The organism is Bacillus sp. SM2101 (genome assembly GCF_018588585.1).
In the GTDB taxonomy this organism is placed as follows: domain Bacteria; phylum Bacillota; class Bacilli; order Bacillales; family SM2101; genus Nanhaiella; species Nanhaiella sioensis.
The window spans coordinates 35,699-49,739 of the sequence record NZ_JAEUFG010000014.1; the positions used below are offsets into that span (position 1 = coordinate 35,699).

12 protein-coding genes are annotated in these 14,041 nt (G+C 33.5%); 6 read left to right on the forward strand and 6 right to left on the reverse strand.

What is annotated here, in order from left to right; all coding sequences use genetic code 11:
* Nucleotides 1–286 precede the first annotated feature (286 nt).
* The gene (locus JM172_RS14670) at nucleotides 287–835 is read left to right on the forward strand and encodes a DUF6609 family protein (RefSeq protein WP_214483116.1); all 549 of its coding nucleotides are present in this window, start codon (nucleotides 287–289) and stop codon (nucleotides 833–835) included.
* Between the two features lie 99 nt (nucleotides 836–934).
* On the forward strand, nucleotides 935–1,516 hold the full coding sequence (locus tag JM172_RS25475; protein ID WP_214483117.1) for a tetratricopeptide repeat protein: 582 nt from the start codon (nucleotides 935–937) through the stop codon (nucleotides 1,514–1,516).
* A 550-nt stretch (nucleotides 1,517–2,066) separates the two neighbouring features.
* On the opposite strand, the gene JM172_RS14680 is transcribed toward JM172_RS25475, so the two are convergent.
* On the reverse strand, nucleotides 2,067–2,681 hold the full coding sequence (locus JM172_RS14680) for a hypothetical protein (protein ID WP_214483118.1): 615 nt from the start codon (nucleotides 2,679–2,681) through the stop codon (nucleotides 2,067–2,069).
* A gap of 421 nt (nucleotides 2,682–3,102) precedes the next feature.
* Here JM172_RS14680 and JM172_RS14685 point away from each other — a divergent pair, with 421 nt between their 5' ends.
* A complete protein-coding gene (locus tag JM172_RS14685; RefSeq protein ID WP_214483119.1) occupies nucleotides 3,103–3,561 on the forward strand; it encodes a hypothetical protein in 459 nt (152 codons plus the stop codon).
* Between the two features lie 740 nt (nucleotides 3,562–4,301).
* Here the strand turns inward: JM172_RS14685 and JM172_RS14690 are convergent.
* Both JM172_RS14690 and JM172_RS14695 read right to left on the reverse strand, forming a co-directional pair.
* Nucleotides 4,302–4,769, reverse strand: a complete 468-nt coding sequence (locus JM172_RS14690; protein ID WP_214483120.1) for an isochorismatase — start codon at nucleotides 4,767–4,769, stop codon at nucleotides 4,302–4,304.
* Nucleotides 4,770–4,871: 102 nt separating this feature from the next.
* Entirely contained in the window at nucleotides 4,872–5,264 is a 393-nt protein-coding gene (locus tag JM172_RS14695; protein WP_214483121.1) for a YncE family protein, read from the reverse strand.
* 966 nt (nucleotides 5,265–6,230) lie between these two features.
* Here JM172_RS14695 and JM172_RS14700 point away from each other — a divergent pair.
* The gene (locus tag JM172_RS14700; protein WP_214483122.1) at nucleotides 6,231–6,467 is read left to right on the forward strand and encodes a DUF3977 family protein; all 237 of its coding nucleotides are present in this window, start codon (nucleotides 6,231–6,233) and stop codon (nucleotides 6,465–6,467) included.
* A gap of 390 nt (nucleotides 6,468–6,857) precedes the next feature.
* Here the strand turns inward: JM172_RS14700 and JM172_RS14705 are convergent, their stop codons facing one another.
* Nucleotides 6,858–7,289, reverse strand: coding sequence for a hypothetical protein (locus JM172_RS14705; RefSeq protein WP_214483123.1), 432 nt, complete (start codon nucleotides 7,287–7,289; stop codon nucleotides 6,858–6,860).
* 746 nt (nucleotides 7,290–8,035) lie between these two features.
* Between JM172_RS14705 and JM172_RS14710 the strand changes: the two genes are divergently transcribed.
* Together JM172_RS14710 and JM172_RS14715 are read left to right on the forward strand one after the other, a co-directional pair.
* Complete coding sequence (locus JM172_RS14710; protein ID WP_214483124.1) at nucleotides 8,036–8,212, forward strand: hypothetical protein; 177 nt, start codon at nucleotides 8,036–8,038, stop codon at nucleotides 8,210–8,212.
* Nucleotides 8,213–9,223: 1,011 nt separating this feature from the next.
* Nucleotides 9,224–10,948, forward strand: coding sequence for an ABC transporter ATP-binding protein (locus JM172_RS14715; protein ID WP_214483125.1), 1,725 nt, complete (start codon nucleotides 9,224–9,226; stop codon nucleotides 10,946–10,948).
* Nucleotides 10,949–11,208: 260 nt separating this feature from the next.
* Here the strand turns inward: JM172_RS14715 and JM172_RS14720 are convergent, their stop codons facing one another.
* Nucleotides 11,209–11,379: a hypothetical protein gene (locus tag JM172_RS14720; protein ID WP_214483126.1), complete on the reverse strand. Its 171-nt coding sequence runs from the start codon at nucleotides 11,377–11,379 to the stop codon at nucleotides 11,209–11,211.
* A 300-nt stretch (nucleotides 11,380–11,679) separates the two neighbouring features.
* Nucleotides 11,680–13,914, reverse strand: coding sequence for an SBBP repeat-containing protein (locus tag JM172_RS14725; protein ID WP_214483127.1), 2,235 nt, complete (start codon nucleotides 13,912–13,914; stop codon nucleotides 11,680–11,682).
* Nucleotides 13,915–14,041: the final 127 nt, after the last annotated feature.

Below are 14,041 nucleotides of genomic sequence, written 5' to 3' on the forward strand. Positions count from 1 at the left end.
AATCCAATATTTAGTAGAAAATATAATTTGAGGAGATTAAATTCTTAAAAAATACTTACAACTTACGTCTATAGCATCTGTTTGTTTTTAGGATGACATTTAAAGCTAGTACAAGTTTAGTGATCAATCTGATAACTGTTGGTCAATGAATGAACATAGTAAATAAGTAAGAGCAGGGTATTAAATTTTCAATAGGAGAGGGAATGGTTTCAAGATAGTTACAAATGACTATTTTACTATGAAGTATGTTTTTTATCAAAATTCAGAATATTTCAGGAGGGGTATTGTGGGAAAAAATAAAGATGAGATTTCGAAGTACCCTACACAAAGAACTGGTGGAGTGTGGTTAATCTACGTCGGCATCATAATTATTTTTTCAGCTCTTGTTGGGGGAGATTTATTAATACAACCTTTCATTTTAGGATTAGGTTACTTAGTTGGCTTTATAGCTATTCTTGGTTTACCATTTGTTAATAGAAAATTGGCATATGGTGAAAATACAAAGTTTCAGAATAAGATGGATAATTTATTCACTCTGTTAAATGTACTATTGTGTACAGCCTGTGGGTTTATCATCGGCTTCGATAATTTAAGGTTGTTTTGGTTAAGTATATTTATTGCAGTAGGCATTCACTTTTTCGGTTTGTACTTCTCTCAAGGTAAAATGATGATTCTTCTAGGTAGCTTCACAATTTTAAACGGAATTCTAGGTTTATTAATTATAGATGTGCCATTTCTCGTATTTGCCATTATTGATGGACTTTTAAAATTTATTATTGGTGTGAAACTAATAAATATGAGGCCTGTTAGCACTGAAGTTCCTCTGGGACACTAGAAGGTTCAAGACTGGTTTTTAGAAAGTAACAAATTAATTAGGTTGATCTATAGAAATTTGTAGCGTTCAGCAAACATTTTTTATGATGAAGAAACCGAGGTGGAGATTATCTCTATTCATGATCTAAAAGTAAAGATTAATTTAGTAACTAATACTTTATATTTTGATGAGAGCCAATTTTTACGAGAGAAAACTTCTTCTCCTATTAAGGTTAGAGAAGTGATTAATGAAATAGAAGATGCCGTACAAGATCCAAAAATTAGCGTTGAAGATAAATATTATCTGAACGGAGTAATGGGAAACTTTCTGAGGATTTACGGAGAACCAAAGAGAGCCATGCCTTATTTAAATTGGTGTTTAGAATTTGCATCCAAAGAGCAGAATTTATCTAAAGAAATAGTTGCTCTTATACGAATTGGGGAAGCATTAAAATACAATAATCAGCATAAACAAGCTTTGGAAATGTTTGATACAGCACTGTACAAATGTAAAGGTGCTGAAAAGGACTTCTACATCGACTTTGCATTACAACATAAAGGAAAATGTTATTTAGAGTTAAACCTTCTAAATGAGGCAGAAGATTGTTTTATAAAAGCATTAGAAATAAGGAAATACAAAGGAAACAAATCACTAATCGAATCTACAGAACTTGCTATTCAATTGGTTAGTAAAATTAATTAAAGTTTTATTCCATAAAATATCAATTGGATTAAAAGTAGACATCTTGTGAAGAAAAGTTGGTGTAGTATCATCAAGCTGGGGAAGAATACCATACAGAGATCATGGTCCTAGCTAATCAAAGTTATTCTGTTTTTAATAGGTGTGCCATATAGAATGGAGCGATGTTTTAGTTTAATCGTTTTAGAAGGAGAACTTGAAGAGAACGATGATATAGAGGGGTTTAGAGGAAAAAAGAATCAAAAATTTTAGAAAAAGTTTCATATTATTTCAAGGATATAAATTTAAAAGTTTTTTAGTCTAATCTGATATGTTTCTCTGCTAGTGGGAGTGTTCCGTACGCAAGTTCACAATGAGGCTGTGAGCTCTAGCGTTTTTTTTGTTTGGGACATTTGTCTAAAAAGATTGTTCTATAAAGGCCCACAAACCAGACAAAAAAATCGAGGACATTTTCCAAATGCTCCTCAAAAACCTCAGTCGATAGTGTTTTATTAACAACTGAGGTTTGATTAAAAAGCACATTTTCAATTCCAGGTGAATTAATGTTGAAAAATCATTCTCCAGGGGAGCAACCCGTAAAATCTACAACTAAATCAACTTTCAATATAACAATTTGTCGTCCACATGGATCAGTTGTAAGATCAATACTTGGGATAAATCCTGTGATATCAAAACAATCACGACAAGGTGGTTTTTGACCACATGTAAAATCAATGATTTGGTCAACACATGTTGTAGTATCACAACAAATTGTACATGGTGTATTTGAAATATTAAGTGTGATACCCTTTTTGGGTTTTAATTCACCAAAGTTTGCATGCATTCTTGCACAGCCAACTAGACGAACTGCTTCTATGTCAATAGGACATTCTAACGTACCATTGCACGGGTTGTTTACTACCCCTGTTGATTGGAATGTTTCTAAACAACAATCCAAATCACTAAAGTCGAAAGAGATACACAGTTGATCTATTGTTGGTAGAAGGAATCCATCTGGGACTACACTCGTACAACAAAATGAAATTACATTATTACATTCATCTTGTTGTTCAACAACCATGGGATTTATAGCTTCTCCATTCTTATCGATAGCAAATGAAAACTTTTGATCCTCTTTTGGTAAGTCTTGTTCATTAAAATTCGTAAGATTAATATTATTACTTTCCATCAATAACCACTCCTTTTTTATTAATCATTCAATAACATATGTACATTTATGTGTAATGCTTGGACGATTATCATTAGGTGTGTAACCATATTAAAAAGGAGTTAGGGTATGAGTCGATAAAACTACCATTTTTATTTTGTTAAATTAATAAATACGAAAAGTTTTTTGTCTATTAGAAGGAGGAAAGTAGAAAAAAGGGAGATCCTGCAACTGATTTGTAGACATAAACAAAAAGGTTGGTACGTTGAGAATTGACAATTCTTTACGGACATTATGGCTGCAGACTTTAGGTAGAATGATTGTCCACACCTTTCAACCTCTATATTCATATGATGATTATAAAAGGAGGAGGTGAGATTCAATAGGAACTTTAGTTTGCAGAAAAACAAATGAGAATTTTTGTGATTGTTGTGCCACTCCAATGAAGAGAGTGCTAGAGCAACTTGAGGGGAATTTTGCAGTACTAGCAACACAAAATGAAGTGTTTAATTTTGATCCCATTTCAGGTTTCCAACCAATTCTGATAGAAAAGGTTAATAAATTTGGAGTAGATACCTCGGAAGGTTTCTTTCCGATCAGTCAGGTAAAAGCTGTTACTGTAAATGCCATTTATCCTGACATAGAATTAATTCCATCAGAAAGGAGTGGTGGTGTTTGTAAATGTATTGAAGATCCAGCGACAGATCGTTTAAAATGCTTAATAGATAAGAAAGTAATTATTAGTGCGCTAGTACCAACGTTCTTATTCGAAAATGCGCCAGTAACTGTTAAAGAAGTAGGTGAAGGAATTGTAATAGTAGAAGATGTCAGAGATGGTATAACACTTTTCGTTGCTATTTCAACGTGCTGCGTTACTCGCATAAAAGAAGTAGAAATGTAAAGGAAAACCTAGACAAATTAGAGTATGTCTAGGTTACATAAGGAAGCATAAGATAAAAGTGTATAATTTTTATTCATAACTAAATATTAACAAATAATTAAATACTTACAAATTAAAATTGGGGTTGGGAGTCCATATCTTAAAATTGTTGTAAATATGAATGAGCGATAATTTCGGCAACTATTCGTATGCATGTCCCCATTGATTTATGTAGTATATATAACAAAATTGAAAAAAAGTCCGAAGTAATACATAATAATTTCGAGTATCAAAGCACCTATTAAATATACAATTATATGGAATGAAATTACCTCTTCCCTTTTGTAAAATCCGATGTTCTAATATGGAAAAGGAGCAATAACCAATTTCCGTAAACGATTCTAGTTAATGGGTAAATATATTGGAAGGTTTATAGAACGTCAAGTTCATTAACTAGATGAGACAAACCGGAATATTAATCGTTCTCACAATGTGCAAGTCTGTCCAGTGCAAGGCAGTAGCTTCATCGATCCCCATGGCTGAGTTATACTTGAGCAAAACTAAAAAAAGCCAAACGATTTAATCTAATCAAGGATCTCCAAAACCAAATCAGTCCTTTTATTGAAATTGTTATTAATAATAAATGCGAAATTGTTTCAATGATGCAACTGATAAATGTTCAAGTACAAAACGTAAAATTTAAGGAAACTCCAGAATTAATTCTTTCAACTAATGATATTGATGATTAACTTCAGCATCAATCAAAAATCTCCATTCAGATGAGACTTTAAATAGGAATTTAAATCAGGAAGTCCTTTAGGGTTATTTAATACCGAATCCAACCAAGCTTGTCTCTCAAATCCAATTATCTTTAAATCCCAAACGCATGCTGAAATTCCTGTATGAGTCATTTCAACCAACGCAGAAGGATTGTCTTTAGGGGATATGAAAACATGGTGATGAAGCTCATTTTCATCTTGCCACCAATCTAAAAATACGAAATTCGAATCACGTCCATCATGGATTCCAATATACCCTACCCCATAAACAATATCAGAAATTGCAGGTAGTTTTGAGAGAGTGACTGATTTAGCATGGTTAATTAAATCAGGATTAGGCAATTCGTTTTCATAAGAAATACCATAAACTTTTAATTTCCAATCATGGTGGTTGAGTATTTCCATAAAACGAATAGGTCTTTGTTTATAAGGCTGTTTTAATTTATTCAATATTTTCATCCTTTCTATGTATTCCATCAATTATAGATACTTAATTTAAAATTCAGCAATTTATGTTAACACTTTTGAAATATGAATTATGGATACTCATTTTTATGTTGAAGAGATTGCAACAAATACTGGATTATTACCAACTGTTATAGTAGCAATTACAGCTTGTGTTTTTGTATCAATAACTGAAACCTTATCTTCTCCTAGATTTGTAATATAGACAGACTTTCCGTCAGGTGATATTGCTAATGAGTTGGGGGCAAAGCCAACTTGTAGTGTGGAGATAGTAGCATGAGTTTTCACATCAATAACGGAAACAGTTTTATTAGTAAATGAAATTGGTGTACTTAAGACATATGCTAGCTGACTGTCTGGTGAAAAGCTTATGAAAGCTGGAGAACTATTAAGTATTACTGTAGCAATTACGGAATGAACGTTAGTATCTATGACAGAGATTGTGGAAGATGCAAAATTAGCTACATATGCAAATGCCATAATTATTTTACTCCCTTCAAATCTAAAGTCAGATATATATTTATGTAGCTTTACGGTTTTTAGAATTGGAAGTTGTCAAAAGTTATTAGACAAAAGAAACATAGTGGTTATTAAATCTACCTATCTAAAAAAACACCTCCATTTTCATGGAAGGTGATAAGATTAGTTAATACTTTTCACTTATTTTATCTAAGTTTCTTTGGACCATTTTATAAGTATTAGATTCATCTTTACTTTTTTAACAGCTTTTTTTACAACTAAATAAATTACGGAAAGGGGAAGAGTCAAAAAATAAATGGAAGAATCAAATGTTTTACGTCCAAACCTATTGTAATCACTACTATATAAAACTCTTTATAAAAGAAGAAAACTTCATAAAATTGCAAGTGGTGAAGTAAACGAAATAACAAAAATGTTTGATGAAAAACACCTCCAAAAAATTTGAAGGTGAAAAATTTAATCATGTTTGCTAGTTATTCATTTTTGATTCATTGATGGCGTTATTAACAGCTAGTTTAATCACCCAATATAAAATAGTTATGCCGATTATGAGAAAAAACAAGTAAAAAATAATCCTAAATGGTGTAAATGCATCCATTATAAAGCCTGCTCCTGTTATGACATATATGTAATAGAGAAAATAATATTGTCAATTATAAAAAAGGACACCTGGAAATTTTAATGAAACACAATAATAGTTGGGTAACAAGATACTAAATTTAATTACTCTAAACATTAAATGGAGGAGAAATGTGGTTATAGATGAAAAATTATAAGCATTTTTTTCATTTAATTCCACCTATTCTATTTTTTATTGTTTGTGTTGATTTAGTAAAAGCGATAAAAAATGATAGAGAAACATTCCGTCATACAATAATAGGATCAATTTAAGTAGGGTTAATTGTTTTATCGATATTGCAATTACATTAGGTGTGTTTATTAAACAATAGGTTAGGAGAGTTTCTTTTGAAGTATATAGAATTCGGAATAGGAAACAAGTGGCTTATTAGGACAGAAACTGAATTAAGTGATGGTACTGAGTATGAGGAGAAAGGCATAGTAGGACCTATACAATTCAACTCTGTATATATACGGATCTGGATAATGAAGACAGTTTATATTATTGATACAAAACAAGGTTTTCAAAAGACGAAAAAGAATCGAAATGAGTTAAAAATTATCTTTGGAATCGTTAGCCTTTAAATCATATGTTAGTAAAACCAAGATAAGTCTTGATTATATGTAAAATTTACCACCGAGGGCTATAGCTAAACTACTTGTTCCTTCAAATCAAGTTTTCAATTAGAAAATAAAGCTATGAGTTCTGACCTCAATCAAAGTAGTTGACAAAATAAATAACATCCTAAATTTAATGGGTACTGTATATATGATTGTGTTATTAAATTAATGTAATATTGATTTTGTTTAAACAATTTGTAAGTAGAATTTTAATAGAACATATGGTAAATTGTGCATGATTGGAAAATGTTTAAATAAAAAAAGAGTACAGGTTTATAGTAAACTCTATGGACAATGTGGTTAATATAGAAACACCGACTTCACTTTGGAAATCGGTGTTTTCAGTCATGTTTTTTATTCAGAGCCTAAGTCAATCTCTTCAACTTCAACTGGTCCAGCATTTTCCCGTTCCTCTAAAAACTTAGCTAGTTCTTCATCAGACAAACTAGAACCGATTACTTCACCAGTTTGTTCATCTATCTCAATAGTAAAGAATTCTTGAGAAAATTCGTCAACTGACAAGCTAGAACCTGTTTCTTCGTCGATAGTCTCAATCGAAATAAGTTCGTAATTACCACTTGAAAGGTTACTGTCATTTAATTCATCAAGTATATCTTGGGGAATTTCTGATAGATCAAATCCAATTGTACCATTTTCAAATTCCGTCGCATATGGCTCTAGTCTTTCGTCTAAATCTTGTGTTGTCTGTGCACCAGTTGCTGAGACTCCAATTAATCCACTCACTAATACTCCACCTGCTAATGTTAAAGATAATAAGTTCTTCATTTGAAACACTCCTTTAAAATAGTTTTTCTTACATAGTTATTTATACAACTTTAGCATGTAGTTCTCGTGTATTTTCTATGTGAAATTGTGTGAGGTCTATAGTCAACATTCTTTTTGCTTCTTTTTACTAGAAAACATATGTGATACTGAGGTGACAAGCTGGAATCTCAAAAGAAATGGGATAAGCTAACTAACCAGGAAAAGCGAGGATATGTTAGAACCTGTAGATAGTGATACTTTATAGGGGTGCACCATTTCAGAAATGATAATGAAAAGTGTCTTTCATTATGTTTTGAACAATATTGTATAAAACAAGAAATTATAGTAATCAAAATGGGTATTTAGTAGAAATTGAGGGGTTAAAACATAAGACCTTATGTTACATCTCCTTAAAATATGTAACCTCCCTGTGCCGATCAGTAAAGGAGGCATGCTTAGGGAGGTTTATATGAGTGTAGTTGGCCGTACATTATGCTATGCAAATTATCTCTGTATGTACTAGGTAATACATACAAATCTAGATTTAAGAATTATGTACCCTCTCGAAGTTTTCGAGAGGTGCCTAATGGCAAGATATAAGGTATCAACTTATAGGAATAGAGTATGCAATATAATTTTGATTTTTTGTATTGTTGACTAGAAAATGGAAAATGTGTGTAGACCTATTGGGATATATACGCATTACCCCATGCATCAAATTGCAGTGAAGCATAACATGAAGTAATAATCATTATGGGGGTGATCTAATGGCAAATTATAAGGTATCAACATCACCTTGTGGTTGTAAGTCTATAGTCAAAGAAGAAGTAAAGCAAATTACCACTTGTGATTGTTGTACTATCGGAGCAAATTCTAATTATACTCAATATCTAGGTCAAGAAGTTTGCGTAAGAGAAATTAGTGGGAGTATATATGAATTTTAGGATGATTGGACGATTTCAAACTTTGTATTGCAAGGGACTGAGATAACTGTAAATGCTCCACTTTCCATCACACTGTGTAATATAGAAGCAATCACTACAGGGTCATTGAAATAAACAATATTGAAAACACTTAGTTTTACAGGAAATCACAACAGATATCATGTAGTATATCTGTTGTGGTGTTAGGTGAAATACATTACGGAAATTGGAATTCTGTATCGAACTTCTCTGAAAAGTAAGTACTTGTTGTAATTTAACTGAAGGTTTTGAAGTTAGAAAATCAATTAAAGTATGACCAGTGTTTTGTAAATCCATTTTCGCATGTATGTAATGTACTTGAATTTTAATATTACAAATATCAATATGTTTATATAAGTGAAAGAAGTTTAAAGCAACTTAAACAAAACCACTAGCCAATCCTGCTAAATAGCCTTTTATGCCAAAATCATAATATTTAGTTAATTGGTATGATAATAATAACCAAATTTCCCCTTTATGCACTTTTATATATTATGTTTTCCCAAGTAAAACGCTACTTTATTGTAGCGTTTTACTGCTTTTTTGAGACTATAGTGTGAGCAGCTATAGGAATTAAAATAAAGCATATTAAAAATCAAGAAAGAATTTCTGGTAAACTTTTACCAACGTTGGGTAATGTAGGTGAAGTCCTTTATCACATGAAGAGCATATCCATTGATGAGATGAAATAAGAAAAGAAATATTCCACAAAATGGTGCTGTTAAGTTATAATACTGAAAGCGTCTTTCTTTATGTTTTGAGCAATATTATTGTAACTATTAAATGATACTTTGAATCCTTTATGATGTTCTAATATCTAGGATTTGTAAATAGCAAACGTTTTTTTTACATAAGGCGGAGAGCCAATTCATCTGCGATTAATTAATTAGAGTTTAGATAAAACAACAATTTATTATATTGTATTATCAAACTTTTTTTATAAATACAATGAAAGATTGAAGTTCAATACTAGAATACTGAGGTGACTATTATATGATTAAACGATTTTTCAGCTATTACCGACCTCACCGGAAGCTGTTCTATCTAGACTTCGTTTGTGCTGTGTTGGTTGGACTTTTGGAACTCGGCTTTCCTCTCGCGGTATCATGGTTTATTGATTCCCTATTACCTGAAGGAAATTGGAGTACCATTATAGCTGTCTCCATAGGTCTACTGGTCCTCTATTTACTAAGTTCGGGCATGCAATTTGTAGTGAACTATTGGGGGCATAAGCTTGGAATTAATATTGAAACTGACATGAGGCGAGAGTTGTTTCACCATGTTCAAAAACAATCCTTCCGTTTCTTCGATAATACGAAAACTGGACATATTATGAGTAGAGTCACAAATGATTTAATGGATATTGGAGAGCTTGCTCACCATGGACCTGAAGACTTATTTATCGCTATTATGACGTTTATAGGAGCATTTTGGATTATGCTTACTATTAATGTAAAGCTTGCGTTAGTTGCAATTTTGATTGTGCCATTTTTAGTTTGGCTCATTTCCTATTCGAATATTAAAATGAATGCTGCTTGGACAAAAATGTATGGTAATATCGCAGAGGTGAACAGCAGAGTAGAGGACAGTGTTTCAGGATCTAGAGTTGTTCAATCATTTACAAATGAGTACTACGAAATTGAACGATTCAATAAAGACAATCAATTCTTTCGTAAATCTAAGCTAAAAGCATACAACACCATGAGTGTGAACCTTTCAGGAATCTATATTTCCACCCGTCTAATGACGCTTCTCGTTCTAGTGTATGGTGCATGGTTAAGTTTTTCAGGTTCCCTATCTTATGGAGAGCTCGTTGCTTTTATTCTTTATATTAATATATTATTCAAACCAATTGACAAAATCTCTGCACTCCTTGAACTATATCCAAAAGGTATGGCGGGCTTCAAACGATTTACAGAGCTTATGGATAGGGAACCGGATATCGAAGATCGTCCTAATGCAATAGATGTTTCAACATTACAAGGGGATATCACCTTTGACGAGGTGACGTTTGGATATGAGACGAATCGTCCAATTCTAATAGACTTATCCTTTACCATTCAAGCAGGACAGACCGTAGCGTTTGTAGGTCCTTCTGGGGCAGGAAAAACAACGATATGCTCCTTAATTCCTCGTTTCTATGATATTGAACAAGGAGCCATTACTATTGACGGCATTGATATAAGAGATATGACGAAGGAATCTCTTCGTTCACAAATTGGAATAGTACAACAGGATGTGTTCTTATTTACGGGTACACTTCGTGAAAATATTGCTTACGGAAAGCTATCAGCTACCCAAGAGGAGATCGAAGAGGCATCAAGACGTGCTCATTTGACAGATCTTATCGCCTCACTTCCGAATGGCTATGATACCCAAATCGGGGAGAGGGGTTTAAAGCTATCTGGAGGTCAAAAGCAGCGCTTGTCTATCGCCCGTATGTTCCTTAAGAATCCTAGAATACTAATACTCGATGAAGCTACTTCTGCTCTAGACACAGAAACAGAAGCGATCATTCAAGAAGCCTTAAATGAATTGACCAAAGACCGTACTACTTTAGTCATTGCTCACCGTCTAGCTACCATTCGTAAAGCAGACCGAATTTTAGTCGTCACTGAAAATGGCATAGCTGAAGATGGTACTCACGAAGAACTTTTATCTAGGGAGAATGGAATCTTCACAAGGCTCCATGCCCATCAACATGCAACCATTCTATAAAAAAGCAAAATCCAAATGAGCTGCATTTGCAGCGCATGGGTCTACCAGTAATAGTGTGGTAGGTTGAATAAGTCATTTACGCAACACAATGATTAAGAAGTCTAATAGTTTTTAACGAATGGCCACCATAGAATGTTATTAACCAAAAAATGTGGGCAATATCAGTCAGTAGATACAAACATAGAAGAAATATAATAGAAGATAAGATGAATAAAAGCATGTCATTTAATATGATGACATGCTTTTAAGCTTAGGTAATTTTACGGTTGGATACATGTGCCATTACTTGTGCAAATTGGTGGTGGATCACTAGTGCCGCCACCACCTGGGCCAGGATCAATAGTTATCGGATCAGCACTTGCACCAGAAACACTTGAACCTACTATCGTAAAAGTTAACGCTGCACCGAATAATAGTTTCTTGAGTTTCAAGAAAGTTACACCTCCTGTAAATGTCATATTACAAGTATTCTTTGTATATATTGTATATCCTTCAATTATATTTAGAAGATTTTGAGTTGTTATCATTTTATATTCGATAAAACAGTCTCTTTACTTGAGGTGGTCAATTTATGACATAAAGTTTAGTTTTTTTGCTTATTGTAATACATTACCATTAGTTCTTTGAATGGGGTCTTCTTAAAAAACAAAAGCCTAGATTATTATTTAGGCTGTTGTTCATTCATTCATTTTTTCTTAATAGGTTGAGTGCTTTACTTATTCTATATTTGATTATTTTAAGTTATATATTCCTTTTCCTTTTAATGTTGCTGAATTAGAGGTTTTTGAAATTGTCTTTTTACATTTGCACGGACTCTGGCAGCATTTTGAAATTAACGGTGGTGGAGGTGGAGGTGGAAGAGCAATCTGGAATTTCGTCACAAACGCATCTGATAAACCATTTAACATCATTTGAAAAACTCCTGATGTTATCGGAAAATCGGTTGATCCAGTTTGGCCCGAAACAAAAACATTTCCTTGTGAATCCAAAGTAAGGCCATTCCCATCATCTCCTCCACTGCCACCGAGGTACGTAGAGAATAAAAGTGCAGAACCTAAAGCATTTAGTTGTGTTACAAAAGCATCAGTTGGGCCATCTAACATCATTTGAAGCGCATCAGGTGTTACTGGAAAGTCTTGAGACTGAGTCACACCCGTCACAAACGCATTCCCATCTTGATCGACTGCTAAACCTCGAGCGGCATCAACATCATTGCCACCCAAGTACGTAGAGAATAATAGAGCATTCCCAATTGAGTTTAATTTTGTGACAAAAGCGCTTTGTGTTCCCATCAACATTGTTTGAAAAGCTCCAGGCGTTGTTGGAAAGTCCATTGACTGAGTAGTTCCCGAAACGACAGCATTACCTTGAGAATCTACTACAATTCCAACTCCGCCATCAATTAAACTGCCCCCAAGGTACGTAGAGAAAAGAAGCATGGTTCCCGACGAATTTAACTTCGTAATAAAAGCATTAACAACACCATTTAACATTGTTTGAAAAACTCCAGGTGTTGTTGGAAAATCCATTGATAAGGTGCTTCCAGTGACAAAGGCGTTCCCTTGTGGATCAATTGTTATACTGGTTCCTAAGTCATTCTCCATTCCGCCAAGGTACGTGGAGTAGACAAGATTAGTACCTATATTATTTAATTTTGTCACAAATACATCAAGACCTCCACCACCAAAGGCAGGTTGAAAAGCTCCGGCTGTTGTCGGGAAATTCATTGAACTGGTATCGCCTGTCACAAACGCATTCCCTTGAGAATCTACTGCAATCCCACTTCCATTATCAGCTCCATCACCTCCTAAATACGTAGAGAAATCAAGAATAGTCCCCGTTGCATTTAACTTGGTAACGAAGGCACTTTGTCCTCCCATTAACATCGTTTGAAATGCACCTACAGTTGTAGGAAAGTCCATTGACTGAGTATTGCCTGTAACAAAAGCATTCCCTTGGGTATCCACTGTGATACTATTGGTGGTATCAATCCCATTCCCTCCAAGGTACGTAGAGTAAATTAGCGCGCTTCCAGTGGAATTAAATTTTGTCACAAATATACTTTGTAATCCCATCAACATTGTTTGAAAGGCTCCTTGAGTCGTTGGAAAATCCATCGACCTAGTTACTCCAGTTACATACGCATTCCCTTGCGAATCCACAGCAATACTTTCACCTATATCACCTAAACTGCCCCCAAGGTATGTGGAATATGAAAGCGTGGGATCAATGATTAAAGTGCGATTTGTGTCGTATGAATTGGGAAACTCATACCCAATAATTACTTTTCCATCGGAAATTGTATAACAATAGCGACATGTTATGTTTTTTCTTACTCCATTGTATGTTTGATAAACGATTGGCTTACGTTTGTTAAATGTCCCATATTCGGTGTGAAACATTAATGAGCCATCTGCACATAACTCAATTTGTTCCATTCCTTCACACAAAATTTGAATATCTTCGATGTTTCCATGAGGATGCACAATAATATCATATTTTAATTCTCCCTTGTCGTCTTTCCATATCCAATCAATCCCTTGCCAAACATTTTTGTACAAGAGTTCCTTGAACAAAGGAATTTCTGTTAGCCACTTCTTTGGGTTGTTTCCATAGATGAGATTAATAGTCCCTGAGTCCTTTGTTTTTCCTTCTAATATCATTTGATTAGAAGGGTTCAAAAACCTCCAATTTAGTGTAACTCCTTTAACAGTACTTTTTTGACTGGATTGATAAGGGGTTAGCTTACTTTTAATTTGATTCTCAGTTAATTCATGTGCATCATTATAACCAAATAGTGTTAAAGATACCTTGTTGGTAAAAAATGCATAATGACATCCAGAATCTTTACAATAAAACTTAATTTGATCACCAACTTGCCCATGGTTTGGGAAAAATGTAAGTGGCAATTTCCTATACGATTGTAATAGGTTACTTTCTTGATGTTCGGATATATTCTGTGACAATTACGTCATCCTCCATTAATAGACATATTGTTTGTACATCATATGGATATATAAGTAGAAAGTGAGCTCATTTAAAGAAATTGTGTGATTTCTACAAGCATAAAATACTAGGTTTTAAATTTCATAG

Excerpts from the sequence above, each read along its gene's own strand:
- JM172_RS14680 (WP_214483118.1), bottom strand. The coding sequence starts at position 2,681 with ATGGAAAGTAATAATATTAATCTTACGAATTTTAATGAACAAGACTTA.
- JM172_RS14685 (WP_214483119.1), top strand. The coding sequence starts at position 3,103 with ATGAAGAGAGTGCTAGAGCAACTTGAGGGGAATTTTGCAGTACTAGCA.
- JM172_RS14695 (WP_214483121.1), bottom strand. The coding sequence starts at position 5,264 with ATGGCATTTGCATATGTAGCTAATTTTGCATCTTCCACAATCTCTGTC.
- JM172_RS14705 (WP_214483123.1), bottom strand. The coding sequence starts at position 7,289 with ATGAAGAACTTATTATCTTTAACATTAGCAGGTGGAGTATTAGTGAGT.
- JM172_RS14710 (WP_214483124.1), top strand. The coding sequence starts at position 8,036 with ATGGCAAATTATAAGGTATCAACATCACCTTGTGGTTGTAAGTCTATA.
- JM172_RS14715 (WP_214483125.1), top strand. The coding sequence starts at position 9,224 with ATGATTAAACGATTTTTCAGCTATTACCGACCTCACCGGAAGCTGTTC.